Genomic DNA, 12,175 nt, shown 5'->3' on the forward strand with positions numbered 1-12,175 from the left:
AATACGAGCAAAACCCCAGCTCAGGGCAGGGGCAGCAGCTCCACGGGGAAGCCGTTGAGCACGGCCGTGCCGGAGAGCGGGTCGAGCCGGCTGCCGTCGAGGAGCTGGTTGACGTTGACCCCCGGCGCGGCGGCCGCCACCGCGAGCCGGGTCCCGGCCCGGTCGTGGCCCCAGCCGTGCGGGAGGCTGACCACCCCGGTCCGGACGGTGTCGGTGACCTCGACGGGCACCTCCAGGCTGCCGCCGTCGGCGGTGACCCTGGCCCGGCCCCCGTCGGTGAGGCCGAGCCGCTCGGCGTCGCGCGGGTTGACCTGGAGGGTGCAGCGGTTGGAACCTCCGGTGAGGGCCGGGACGTTGTGCAGCCAGCTGTTGTTGGACCGCAGGTGGCGGCGGCCCACGAGCACCAGGGCGGCGGGGCGGTCGGCGAGCGCCGCGCGCAGCCGGGGGAGCTCGGCCGCGATCGGGTCCGGGAGCAGCTCGATCCTGCCGCTGCGGGTCCGGAGCACGCCCGGGAGCCGTGGCCGCAGCGGGCCGAGGTCGATGCCGTGCGGGTGGGCGAGCAGCCGCTCCAGGCTGAGCCCGTCCGGCTGTCCGGCGGGATCGAACATGTCCCCGTACGGGCCGAGCCGGAGCATCAGGTCGAGCCGGCGCTCGGGGCCGTTCTCGCCGGTGAGCCGTGCGGCGAGGCGGGCCGGGTCCGCGCCGTGGAGCGGGGAGCGCCGGTCGGCGGTCTCCTTGGCGAGGGCGCCCTGGATCGCCGACTCGTCGACGGCGGACGGGCCGGCGGTGCCGTGCGCGCCGGAGACGGCCAGGACGAGGCGGGCGTGGATCTCGCACTCGTCGAGCCGCCCGGCTTCGAGGGGGACGGCGGCGCGGGTGTAGCGCACCTGGTTGTGGACGGCGAAGCCGTTGAAGGCGAAGTCGTGGTGCGCGCTCTGGGACGGGGGCGGTGGCGGCAGGACGACATGGGCGTGGCGGGAGGTCTCGTTGAGGTACGGGTCGACGCTGACCATGAAGTCGAGCCCGGCCAGGGCGGCGTCGAGCCGCCGTCCGTCGGGGGCGGACAGCACCGGGTTGGCGGCGATGGCGACGAGGGCGCGGATCCGCCCCTCCCCCGGGGTTTCGATCTCCTCGGCCAGTGCGGCGATGGGCAGTTCGCTCTTGGCCTCGGGGTGACCGCTGACCCGGCTGTGCCAGCGGCCCAGCGCGAAGCCCCGGCCGGGACCCGCGGGGCGGGGCCGCGGGCCGGCCGCCGGGAGCGGGAAGAGGGCTCCGCCCGGCCGGTCGAGGTTGCCGGTGAGGATGTTCAGTACGTCGACCAGCCAGCTGGCGAGCGTGCCGTACTCGACGGTGCAGCTGCCGATCCGCCCGTAGACGGCGGCGGTCGGCGCGGCCGCGAGCTCGCGGGCGAGGTCGCGGATCTCGGCAGCCGTGAGGTCGCAGGCGGGGGCGACGGCCTCGGGAGTGAAACTCGCGAGGGCGTCGGCGAGTTCCCCGAGTCCCTCGGTGTGTTCCGCGAGCCGGCCGGGGGCCGTGAGCTTCTCGGAGAGCAGGGTGTGCGCGAGCGCGGCGAGCAGCAGGGCGTCGCTGCCGGGCCGGGGTGCGAGGTGCCGGTCGGCGAGCCGGGCGGTGCGCGTGCTGCGCGGGTCGACCACCACGAGGGTGCCGCCGCGGGCCCGCAGCGCCTTGAGCCGGCCGGGGAAGTCGGGGGCGGTGCACAGGGAGCCGTTGGACTCCACCGGGTTGGCGCCGAGCAGCAGCAGGAAGTCGGTGTGGTCGAGGTCGGGTACCGGGATGGCGAAGGGGTCGCCGAAGAGCAGCCCGCTGGAGACGTGCTTGGGCATCTGGTCGAGGGTGCTGGCGGTGAAGAGGTTGCGGGTGCCGAGGGCGCCCACGAGCAGCGGCGGGTAGAGGGCGCCGGCCATGGTGTGGACGTTCGGGTTGCCGAGGACCACGCCGACGGACTGCGGTCCGTGCGCGCGGACCAGGGCGGGAACGGCGGCGGCGATGGCGGCGTAGGCCTCCTCCCAGGTGGCCTCGCGCAGTTGTCCGGCGCGGCGGACCAGGGGGGTGCGCAGCCGGTCGGGGTCCGCGTCGAGCGCCCCGAAGGCCGCTCCCTTGGGGCAGATGAAGCCTCGGCTGAAGACGTCGTCGCGGTCGCCCCGGGCGCCGGTGACGGTGGTCCCCTCGATGGTGAGGGTGAGGCCGCAGGTGGCTTCGCAGAGTGGGCAGATGCGCGGGGCGGTGCGGGGCATGGGCCCTCCGGGGGCAGCTGGCGGCGGCACGGGCGCGGCCCGGCACGGACCCGGTCGCAGGGCTCGGCCGCACGCCGCTTACGGCGCGTGCGGCCCGGCCGTACGCCACGGGCGGGCGGGCGCCCCGAGCATACCGACCGGTAGGCACGGAGGGGAGGGGGCTGCGGCCACCACCGTCCCCGAGCGGCCGGGCGGTACGCGCCGGGCGGGCAGGGGCGGGCGGGGAGGCCAGGCGGGGGCGGGGAGGTCAGGCGGTCAGGCGGTCAGGCGGTCAGGCGGTCAGTCCAGGACGCGGGCCAGGTAGGAGTGCATCATGGCCCGGGTTTCGACGACGATCCCGGGATCTCCGGCCGGATCGGACCGGAAGGCCAGCTGGACGAGCGCGTCGGTGGCCTCGACGCAGACCAGGACCGCCCGTTCGAGGGTCGGGTCGGGGCTGAGCCCGAGGTGACCGCACAGCAGCGTGGTGAGGCGTTCGGCGACCTGGTGGTTCGGATCGGAGGCCGGGCCCTCGGCGGGCGGGGCGGGCACGCCGAAGTCGACGAGGGCGAACCCGGGGACACTGCGCTTCATGGCCAGGTACTCGTCCAGGACGGCGTCCACGACGGGTCGCCAGTGCGTGGCCGGGACGGCGGCGAGCCGCTGCTGGATGCCGTCGGCGTAGCGGTCGAGGTTGCGGTGGGCGAGCGCGACGGCCATGGCCCGCTTGTTGCCGAAGAAGCGGTAGACGGACCCGATGGGTACTCCGGCGCGCTGGGCGACGGCACGGGTGCTGAGGTTCTCGTAGCCGGTCTCGTCGAGGAGTTCGGCGCAGGCGTCGAGGATCCGGGCGAGGCGTTCGGCGCTGCGCTGCTGGACCGGGGTCCGGCGCAGGGGATGGGCGGGAGGCACGGGGTCCATCATGCCGCTCCTGGCGTGTGGGTCCAGCGGCCCGGCGGCGGGGCCTCAGTTCAGCAGGAGGGTGAGGCCGCCGATCGTGTAGGTGACCATCAGCGCGAGCAGCGGCAGCTGGCCGGCCACGGCCCTGGCGGGCGGAAAGAGCCGTACGGAGCGGTCGTGCGCGGCGATCACTCCGAGTACGTGCCCGCTGACGACGGCGATCACCTGGAGGGCGGCCAGACCGCCAGGACCCAAGGGGGGACTGGGCTCGGGGGCGTTGTCAGTGCCGAGTGCCATGATGACTGTGCGTGGTCCTTCGATCACGAGGAGGGAGAAGTAGTGGGCGATCAGATAGCCGAGGGCGATCGGTACGAGTGAGTGCGCGAAGGCCGTCAGGGGGCGCGGGTGCGGTCCGCTGACGAGGCGGGTGGCCGCCGTGCACACACAGTAGAGGGTGGCGACGAGGGCGATGGAAGCGAACAGTCCGAGCGTGGCCGCGGGGGTGCGGCCGAGGGGGGAGGTCTGGACGGCGTTGATCCAGGCGGGGTTGTCGGAGTAGCCGTCGTAGGCGGTGGAGCCGAGCAGGACGCAGACGGTGGCGACGAGTCCGGGCCGCTCGGGCGTCGCGTCGAGTCCATGGAAGGGGTTGCGCAGGACCAGGCGGCCGTCGTCGCGGCGGCCGAGCGGGGAGAGCCGGGCCAGCAGGCCGGAGTAGGCCTCGAAGGCGTCGGCGTCGGTGAACCAGCGCTCGCCGAAGCGGGCGGCGAGCAGCAGGTGGAGGGCGGTGTATCCGGTGAGGGCGATCAGGAGGGTGGTGGTGGATGCGGGATCGGGAGAGACGAGTTCGAGCCAGGTGAAGCCGAACAGCCCGGCGGCGGCGGGCCACAGGCCGATCCGGGCGGGCAGGGGCCTGCCTGCGGCGGGCGGGCGGCGGCGGGCCCGGGAGAGCAGCCGGTGCAGGGTGCGCAGCGGGTTGAGGAGGCGCCAGACGGGGCCGAGGAGGAGGGAGGCGGGGACGAGTCCGACCCAGAGGAGTACGTAGACGGCGCCGGGAGCGGGGTTGCGGCTGGGGTCGTCGGGACCGAGGAGGAGGTGGAGGAGCACGGCGAGGGCTGCGGCGAGACCGAGTCCGCGCAGGGCGGTGCGGGTGGCCGGCGCGTCGGCCACCCGCTGGAGCCCGGCGGGCAGGGGCAGGCCGGAGCGGTTTGCGCGGAAGCGGGAGGAGGACCAGAGGAGACCGAGCGCGAGGAAGGAGACGAACAGGGCCGCGAAGGCTCCGGCGAAGGCGTAGAAGGGGGAGATGGGCAGGTCGTGCTGGGAGCCGATCCCGTGCGCGAGCAGGGTCGACGGGTCGGCCGGGTGAAGGACCACGCCCTGGCCCGCCCCCGCCCCGGACTCCGCCACCGGCATCGGGCCCGGCCCCGGTATCGGGGCCGCCACTGCTCCCGGCAGCGGGGCCGGCCGGACGCCGGGCCACTCCGCGGGCGAGAACGCCCGGCTCAGGGCTGCCGCCCCGAGGCCGGGGGTCATCGGACGAGGAGCTGGGTCAGGACGAGCCCGGACGCGTGGGTCTCCACCTCGAAGAGGCCCGTACGGTCGGCCGTCAGGACCAGGGTGGCCTCTTGGCCGGCGGGCAGGGCGAGTTCCTTGTCGTAGCCGTGCACGTGCAGGGTGTCGGCGCGGTCGCTCGTGACCCGCAGGGCGATGCGCTCGCCGCGCTTGACCTCGGTGCGTCCGGTCGCGGGGATGACCTTGCCGTCCCGGACGGCGAGGGTGACGGTCCGGTCGGCCTGCGGCGCCCCGGAGGGCGCCGACGGGGCGGTCGGGGTGGCCGCGGGATGGCTGTGGGACTCCTGGCCCGGAGGACCCCCGGTCAGCGGGACGGACGCCTCGACCGGTTTGCCGGCGACGGCCCAGGCGGTGTGGTCGTCGGCGTAGAGGCGGACGGTCAGGGTGTGCGCGCCCTCGGGCACCTGCGCCGCGGGCAGGTGGAACCAGGGGCCGTACACCCGGGCCAGTCTGTGGCCGTCGAGGTCGAGGTGGGCGTGGCCCGCGCCCGGGAGGGCGGCGCCGCCGGTGCTGTCGGGGGTGAAGTGGAAGTTCGCCACGGTCAGTTGGAGGTTCCAGCCGTCCTCAGAGTCGGGGCGGGCGGAGAGCTTCACCTCCGGCGCGCCCTGTGCGGGGACCTCGCGCAGGGGGTGGCCTCCTCCGTCCTGGGCGTCGAGCAGCGTGCCGGTGTTGCCGGAGGCCTGTTCGTGGGTGGTGCCGGGCTTGTGGTGGGTGGTGGCCCTGCCGCCGCAGCCGGTGGCGGCGCCGCCCGTGAGCAGCAGGAGCACGGCGACGAGCGCCGCCGTACGGGCGGCCCGCCGGCGCGGCCCCGGCCCGGGCCGGGGCCCGGGCGGGGAGCCGGGTTCGGGGCGGGAGCCGGGCGGCCGGCAGACGTCGCACCGGATGCGGTCCTGCGCGGGGACGTTCACTGAGGTCCTCCGATGGGTGTGGGAGCGGGCCGCACACCCTGCGGGGCCCCCGCCGGGGCCCGTGGCCCGGGTGCCGGGTGCCGGGCGACCGACCCCGCCGGGGGCGGCGTGCCTCCGCTCGGGCGGGGCGCCGCCCGAGGCACCGGGGTGACGGGACGCCTCGGACGGAGCGCGGGGGCTGCGTGCCGCCCGCCGTGGCGGGCGGCTCGGTGTGCGGGGTCGCGGGTGCGGGGTCGGGGTGTGGGGTCTCGCGGGGGTGGTGGCGGCCTTCGCGGGCGGCGCGACGCCGGGGCGCCGCTCGCCGTGACGCGGTGTGTGGTGGCGCGGGGTTGAGGCGCCGCTCGCCGTGACGCCGTGACGCGGTGCCGGGGCTCGGTGGCACGGCCCCGGGCGCCGCCCGCCGTGGCGCGGGGCCCGGGCGGCGCTCGCCGTGGCGCGGGGCCCGGGCGGCGCTCGCCGTGGCGCCGCGAGGCGGGCGCGGGTGGGGTGGGGGTCAGGGGGTGGGTGGGTCGTCGGCGTGGCGGTCGGGGGCCGGGGCGGGGCCGGCGGGGACCGGGGTCCGGTCGCCCGACGGGGTGTCGCCCGGGCCGGTGGGGCGGGCCGGGGCGGGCGGGCCGGGGCGGGCCGCGGCGACGACGGCCCACAGCACCCACACCACCGCGACCAGGGCCCGCACCCAGGCCGGGCTCAGCGGGATCCAGGGGATCATCAGGACGGCCTTGTCGAAGGCGTCCAGCAGGGTCAGGGCCCCCAGGAGCAGGGTCAGGCGCGCCAGCCAGGGGCGCCCGGGCCGCAGGGCCAGCCCGGCACCCGTCCACCACAGGCCGAGCAGGAGCAGGGCCAGCGCCGGGACGAAGGTGTCCTGGAGGGGCATGGTGGAGCCGGCCACGTCCAGGGCCAGCCCGGCCAGCCCCAGCAGGGACGCCGTCGTGCCCAGCCGGGAGCCGCGCAGGCGGCGCCACCACAGCACCCCGCCGACCAGCAGCAGCACCGCCGCCACCGCCACGGCGAGCTGCGTCTCCACCCGCTCCAGGCCGCGGGCCCCGTACCAGTCGCAGCCCGCCGGGAGCTTGCGGGCCTGGACGTTGTAGTCGGCGCAGACCAGCAGCTGCGTGAGCTTCACCGGTTCGCCGACCAGCCGGGCGGAGCCGCCGCTGACCGTCCCGCGCGCGTCCCCGCACTGCGGCAGGGTGCCCGGGGTGGAGCCGTCGGGGCCGTCCTGCCAGCAGTTGCCCCGGCCCTGTCCGTCCCACCACACGTCGGTGCCGTTGGGGCGGGAGGCGCCGGTCTTGTCCTTGCCGAGGGTGTTGCCCGCGTACCGGTTGTGGTGGGAGGTGTCGGTCTGCTTGGACCAGTTCTCCTCGCCGCGGATGAAGGCCGGTACCGCGCTGAGGAAGAAGCCCGCGCGCCGGTGCCCGTACACCCAGTTGTCCTCGTAGAGGTTCCAGTTGCCGCCCGCGGTGATGATGCCGGTGCCCGGCGGCATCGAGATCTGCGGGCAGACCACCCCCTGCTCGTAGCCGCGCTCCACGGGCGGCTTGGCGCAGGTGCCGTCGGCGACGTAGTGGTAGTAGTCGGCGTTGTTGTCGTGGATCAGGTTCCGTTCGAAGCGGGCGTGGTTCTGCGGGAGGCCGGGGTGCCCGGGGAAGGCGCTGTCCATCGAGGCGCCGCCCATGTTCTGGTCGAACTCGTTGTCGTGGACCCACACCGAGTCCCCGGCGGTGCCCGAGTAGCCGACCATGTTGTGGTGGCTGCGGCAGCCGGTGATCTCGATCGAGTACCGGGGCACGTCGTAGCCGCGCCCGTCGTTGATGTTGGAGGCGCTGCCCGGGTAGATGCCGGAGTCGCCGTTGCCGTACGACTCGCAGTTCTTGTACAGGCCGTGGTCGCTGGCGAAGGTCAGGAAGCCGTACTCGTCGTTCCAGCGGGTCAGCACGTCGTCGATGACGAAGCCGTCGCCGGCCAGGACGTACAGGGAGTTGAAGGTGGTGCGCTGCGCGGTGAAGTTGCGGAAGTAGACGCCGTCCGACTTGTCGGCGCGGATGGCGTTGAGCTTCTGGTACTTGGCGTCGATGACGACGTCGGTGCGGGCGGCGCCGGTGCCCTCGATCTGGAGGTCCTTCTTGCCGAGGATGGCGACGAGGTTCTGGTTGTGCCGGCACCGCACCTGCTGCTCGTACGACAGGATCTGGTAGCCCAGCGCGGAGTTGGGGGCCTTCAGCTGCGCGCATTCGCCCGTCGGCTTGGGGAGCGAGGGCTCCTCCTCGTAGAGGCCGGGGAGGATCGCGATGTTCATGCCGGGGCGGTCGACAGCGTCGACGGCCTCCTGGAGGTGGCGGTAGCCGGACTTCTCGCAGCGTTCGTAGAGGGCGAGGTTGCGGTTGCGCAGGGCGTCCGGGAAGGCGGCGATCCGGCGTTCGAAGGCGGCCCGGTCGGTCTTGCAGACGATCAGGTCGGGCTCGGTCGCACGGTAGGCCGGGACGGAGCCGGTGCCGTCGGGGAGGGTAACGGGGCGCTCCTCGTGCGCGCGGGCGGCGGGCGCGGCGGCGAGGAGGGACAGGAAGGCGAGCAGGGCGGCGAGGAGCGCCGCCGGCACGGCAGGGAACCTGCGGGTCCACGACATGCGCGAGAGAGTAGAGCATTGTTCATCTTTTGGGATCCCCTCGCGCGGCGATCCGGCGGATTCGGCCACGCGGCCGCGGGAGGGCGTTGACGGGCGGCGCGCGGAATCCTACTGTCAGCCATAGGATTCCTTCGACGGAGCGGGAGCAGCCCATGAGTGAGCAGGCCAGGAAGACGGCGGAGGCGCTGGAGTACCTCACCGGCTTCGGCAACGAGCACAGCTCGCAGGCCGTGCCCGGCGCACTCCCCCACGGCCGCAACTCCCCCCAGCGCGCCCCCCTCGGCCTGTACGCGGAGCAGCTCAGCGGCAGCGCCTTCACCGAGCCCCGCAGCCACAACCGCCGCTCGTGGCTGTACCGGATCCGCCCCTCCGCCGCGCACCCCGCCTTCGTCCGGACCGGCAACGGCGCCCTGCGCACCGCGCCCTTCACCGAGGCGGTCCCCGACCCCAACCGGCTGCGCTGGAACCCGCTGCCCGACCCGGAGCCCGGCACCGACTTCCTGGCCGGACTGTGGACCCTGGGCGGCAACGGCGACGCCACCCAGCGCACCGGCATGGCCGTCCACCTCTACGCCGCCAACGCCGACATGACGGACCGGGTGTTCAGCGACTCGGACGGCGAGCTGCTGATCGTCCCGGAACGCGGCGGCCTGCTGCTGCGCACCGAGTTCGGCCTGCTGAGCGCCGGCCCCGGCGAGGTGGCCCTGATCCCGCGCGGCGTCCGTTTCCGCGTGGAGCTGCTGGACGACGGCGCCGGCGGCGCGCCCGCCCGCGGGTACGTCTGCGAGAACTACGGCCAGCCCTTCGAGCTGCCCGACCTGGGCCCGATCGGCGCCAACGGCCTGGCGGCCGCCCGTGACTTCCGGGCGCCGGTGGCCGCGTACGAGGACGTCGAGCGCCCGACCGAGGTGGTCAACAAGTTCTGCGGCAACCTCTGGGCCGCGACGTACGACCACTCCCCGCTCGACGTGGTGGCCTGGCACGGCACGCACGTCCCGTACGTCTACGACCTGCGCCGTTTCAACGTCCTCGGGTCGATCAGCTACGACCACCCGGACCCGTCGATCTTCACGGTGCTGACGTCGCCCTCCGACACCCCGGGGCTGGCGGGCGTGGACTTCGTGGTGTTCGCGCCGCGCTGGCTCGTCGGCGAGGACACCTTCCGGCCGCCGTACTTCCACCGCAACGTGATGAGCGAGTACATGGGCCTGATCGAGGGTGCCTACGACGCCAAGGCCGAGGGCTTCGTCCCCGGCGGCGGCTCGCTGCACAACATGATGTCCGCGCACGGCCCCGACCGGGAGACCTTCGACCGGGCCAGCGCCGCCGAGCTCAAGCCGCAGAAGATCGATGACGGCCTGGCCTTCATGTTCGAGACCCGCTGGCCGATCACCGCCACCCCCCAGGCGGCCGGTGCGGACCACCTCCAGCGCGGATATGACGATGTCTGGGAGGGTCTCCAGCGCCACTTCCGCGCCTAACATGCGCATGCGCGCGCACGGCGGGAAAGACACGTGCGCGCGCCGCCGCCCGCGCTCCAGCCTGCCGCCGTTCGGAGAACCACCCGTGACCGCCTTCGCCCCCGACTCCCTCGTACTGAACCGGAAGCTGCCCCTCTGGTACCAGGTGTCCCAGTCCCTGCGCGCCTCCATACTCGGACGCACCCCGGACGCCTCGCTGCGCCTGCCGACCGAGGAGCAGCTCGCCGAGCACTACGGGGTGAGCGTCCTGACGATGCGGCAGGCGCTCAAGGAGCTGGAGGGCGAGGGGCTGATCAGCCGGCACCGGCGGCGCGGCACCTTCATCGAGCCGGGCGCCCGGCGCAGCGCCCCGGTGCGGCTGCTGGGGTCGGTCGACGCGATCGTCGCCCAGCAGTCGGGCGAACGTACGACGGTTCTCGGCCGCGAGCGGACCCCGGTGTCCGGGGAACTGCTGGAGCACTTTCCGGACATCGCCGAGGTGGTGACGTACCGCAGGCTCCGCCACGACGGGGAGAGCGGGGAGCCGACCAACTGGGCGGAGAACGCGGTGCGCCCGGAGTTCGCCGACGCCGTCGGCCTGGACGACCTGGTGCGCTGGCCGATGACGAAGGTGCTGCGCGACGTGGTCGGGGTCCGGATCAGCCGGATCACCGACACCGTGGAGGCGCGGCTGGCGGACCCGGTCACGGCCGAACTGCTCCAGGTCCCGCTGCTGAGCCCGATCCTGCACTACACGGGCGTGACGTACGACGAGGACGGGCGGGTGGCCGACGTGGCGCGGATCCGGTACCGGGGCGACCGCTTCTCCTTCACGGTGACGGTCGACGCCCCCTGAGGCCGGGGCCGGGTCTGGGTCTGGGTCCGGCTCCGGGTCCGGGTGCCCGGAGCCGAGCGTCCGGGTCCGGGCGCCGGACCCGGGCGGCCGCCGCTATCGCCGTTCGTCACCCGCCTCCTCCGCGCCCCGCTCCCCCTCGGCCTGGGAGGGCGTCGTGCGCATCGTCTGGGGGTGCCGCTCCTTGCGCTGCTTGTCGTCCATGTCCTCGTCGAGGCGTTCGCCCTCGGCCTGCGAGGGTGTCGAATACTCGTCGTACTGGCTCATGCCCGACTCCCTGTTCCGTACGGATGGGCGTATAGGGGTACATAAGGAGCGTAACGCTTCGGCCGGGACACGGCCCGGGCCCGGCACACCGTCGCTACCATCTGCCGGGTGAGCGACGACGTACCGCTGCTGGACGATCTGATGCCCTGGTCCGTGGGCGGCCTCCGCCTGGGCAGGGACTGGGTGGCCGCGCCCGATCCGGCCACCCTGCGGACCCGCTGGACGGTCCTGACCGGGGCCGAAGGGCCGGAGCGGGAGCGGCTGTTCCGCCCGAGCCGGACCCGTACGCCCGCCGCCGGGGCGGCCGCCCTGCCGGGGCAGCGGACGGCGGCCACGGCCCGGTTCTCCGAGGCACCCGGCCCGTTCCCCGACCCCGTACGGGTGGTCCGCGCGCCCTTCGACGAGCAGTGGCTGCTGCCCGACCAGCGGCTGATCGACTCGGCCCGCCCCGAGCTGTGGCGGGTCCTCGACGCACAGCAGCTGTTCGTCGCCGAGACCCCGGAGCCCCTGGTCACCGCCCACCTCCCGGCGGGCCGGCTGGGCCGGATCCGTCCCCTGCACCGGCGCCCGGGCGGGCGGGGCCGAGCCGAACCTGGCGCCGGGCCTGCTGCCGCTGCTGGGGGCGCGCCACGGCGGCTGGGTCACCCCGGAGGACGTGCTGTGCTGGATCCTCGCCGCGGGCCGGCCCGGCCCCCGGGGGTACGAGGTCCCGCTCGCGGCGGACCCTGAGCGCTGGCGGGCCGGGCTGGAGCTGGGCCACCGCCTGCTCACCGTCCAGCTGCGCGGGGCGCGCGGCGGGGAGCCGCCGCGGCTGCCCGCCGGCCGGCGCCCGTACGTCCGGGCGGCGGTCACGGCCTGGCCGCGGGAGCTCCGCCACGACCCGGAGACGGAGGAGCTGTTCCTCGGGGACGGGGTCGTCTCCCCGGTCCCGGCGTCGGCGTGGGAGTACGAGGCGCAGGGCGTGCGCGTGCTGGAGGCCTGGTTCGCCGCCCGGAACGCGCACCGGGAGCCCGGTGCGCGGGGGCTGGAGGCGCTCGGCCCCGTTGAGTGGCCGCAGGCCTGGACCTCGGAGCTGACGGCCCTGGTGACGACCCTGGCGCTGCTGGCCGATCTGGCCCCGGAGCGGGCGGCGTTCGCCCCGGGCCCCTCGCTGACCGCCGACGCGCTCGCGGCGGCGGGGGTGCTGCCGCCGCCGCGCTGCGCCCGGCGCCCGGCCTCGGTGCTGGACCACCACGAGGAGGGCCCGGGCGGCCAGTTCGCGCTGCTCTAGTGCCGCGTCAGGCAACGTTTGCCCGTCAAGGAGCGGCGTCCGGTGCGTGCTCTCGGCGTGCCGGCCGGAAGCGCTCGTACTGGACGTACTC

Annotated in this window: 8 protein-coding genes and 1 pseudogene; 3 read left to right on the top strand and 6 right to left on the bottom strand. The window is 75.0% G+C overall.

The features are described 5' to 3' along the window. Nucleotides 1-20: 20 nt before the first annotated feature. The 5 genes from ACFYYT_RS34935 to ACFYYT_RS34955 all read right to left on the bottom strand — a co-directional run bounded on the left by ACFYYT_RS34935 (nt 21) and on the right by ACFYYT_RS34955 (nt 8,234). Nucleotides 21-2,255, bottom strand: coding sequence for a molybdopterin-dependent oxidoreductase (locus ACFYYT_RS34935; RefSeq protein ID WP_351822555.1), 2,235 nt, complete (start codon nt 2,253-2,255; stop codon nt 21-23). A gap of 279 nt (nt 2,256-2,534) precedes the next feature. Continuing rightward, a complete protein-coding gene (locus ACFYYT_RS34940) occupies nt 2,535-3,155 on the bottom strand; it encodes a TetR/AcrR family transcriptional regulator (protein ID WP_351822557.1) in 621 nt (206 codons plus the stop codon). A 45-nt stretch (nt 3,156-3,200) separates the two neighbouring features. After that, the gene (locus ACFYYT_RS34945) at nt 3,201-4,544 is read right to left on the bottom strand and encodes a hypothetical protein (protein ID WP_351822577.1); all 1,344 of its coding nucleotides are present in this window, start codon (nt 4,542-4,544) and stop codon (nt 3,201-3,203) included. Between the two features lie 116 nt (nt 4,545-4,660). Next, entirely contained in the window at nt 4,661-5,470 is an 810-nt protein-coding gene (locus ACFYYT_RS34950) for a hypothetical protein (RefSeq protein ID WP_351822580.1), read from the bottom strand. Nucleotides 5,471-6,104: 634 nt separating this feature from the next. After that, nucleotides 6,105-8,234 (bottom strand): right-handed parallel beta-helix repeat-containing protein, encoded by a 2,130-nt coding sequence (locus tag ACFYYT_RS34955; protein WP_351822559.1) that lies wholly within the window; start codon nt 8,232-8,234, stop codon nt 6,105-6,107. Nucleotides 8,235-8,386: 152 nt separating this feature from the next. On the opposite strand from ACFYYT_RS34955, the gene hmgA reads away from it, so the two are divergent. Next, nucleotides 8,387-9,715 carry a homogentisate 1,2-dioxygenase gene (gene hmgA, locus ACFYYT_RS34960; protein WP_351822562.1) on the top strand — a complete coding sequence of 443 codons (1,329 nt, stop codon included), beginning with the start codon at nt 8,387-8,389 and terminating at the stop codon, nt 9,713-9,715. A gap of 85 nt (nt 9,716-9,800) precedes the next feature. Beyond that, a complete protein-coding gene (locus ACFYYT_RS34965; protein ID WP_351822565.1) occupies nt 9,801-10,550 on the top strand; it encodes a GntR family transcriptional regulator in 750 nt (249 codons plus the stop codon). A gap of 93 nt (nt 10,551-10,643) precedes the next feature. On the opposite strand, the gene ACFYYT_RS34970 is transcribed toward ACFYYT_RS34965, so the two are convergent. Further along, nucleotides 10,644-10,814, bottom strand: a complete 171-nt coding sequence (locus ACFYYT_RS34970) for a hypothetical protein (RefSeq protein ID WP_351822568.1) — start codon at nt 10,812-10,814, stop codon at nt 10,644-10,646. Between the two features lie 141 nt (nt 10,815-10,955). Here ACFYYT_RS34970 and ACFYYT_RS34975 point away from each other — a divergent pair. Next, nucleotides 10,956-12,084: pseudogene (locus tag ACFYYT_RS34975) on the top strand (type ISP restriction/modification enzyme). Nucleotides 12,085-12,175 lie beyond the last annotated feature (91 nt).

It is taken from the genome of Streptomyces sp. NPDC002032 (assembly GCF_042890765.1).
Taxonomy (GTDB): Bacteria; Actinomycetota; Actinomycetes; order Streptomycetales; family Streptomycetaceae; genus Streptomyces.

Excerpts from the sequence above, each read along its gene's own strand:
- ACFYYT_RS34935 (WP_351822555.1), bottom strand. The coding sequence starts at position 2,255 with ATGCCCCGCACCGCCCCGCGCATCTGCCCACTCTGCGAAGCCACCTGC.
- ACFYYT_RS34940 (WP_351822557.1), bottom strand. The coding sequence starts at position 3,155 with ATGGACCCCGTGCCTCCCGCCCATCCCCTGCGCCGGACCCCGGTCCAG.
- ACFYYT_RS34945 (WP_351822577.1), bottom strand. The coding sequence starts at position 4,544 with ATGCCGGTGGCGGAGTCCGGGGCGGGGGCGGGCCAGGGCGTGGTCCTT.
- ACFYYT_RS34955 (WP_351822559.1), bottom strand. The coding sequence starts at position 8,234 with ATGTCGTGGACCCGCAGGTTCCCTGCCGTGCCGGCGGCGCTCCTCGCC.
- hmgA (WP_351822562.1), top strand. The coding sequence starts at position 8,387 with ATGAGTGAGCAGGCCAGGAAGACGGCGGAGGCGCTGGAGTACCTCACC.
- ACFYYT_RS34970 (WP_351822568.1), bottom strand. The coding sequence starts at position 10,814 with ATGAGCCAGTACGACGAGTATTCGACACCCTCGCAGGCCGAGGGCGAA.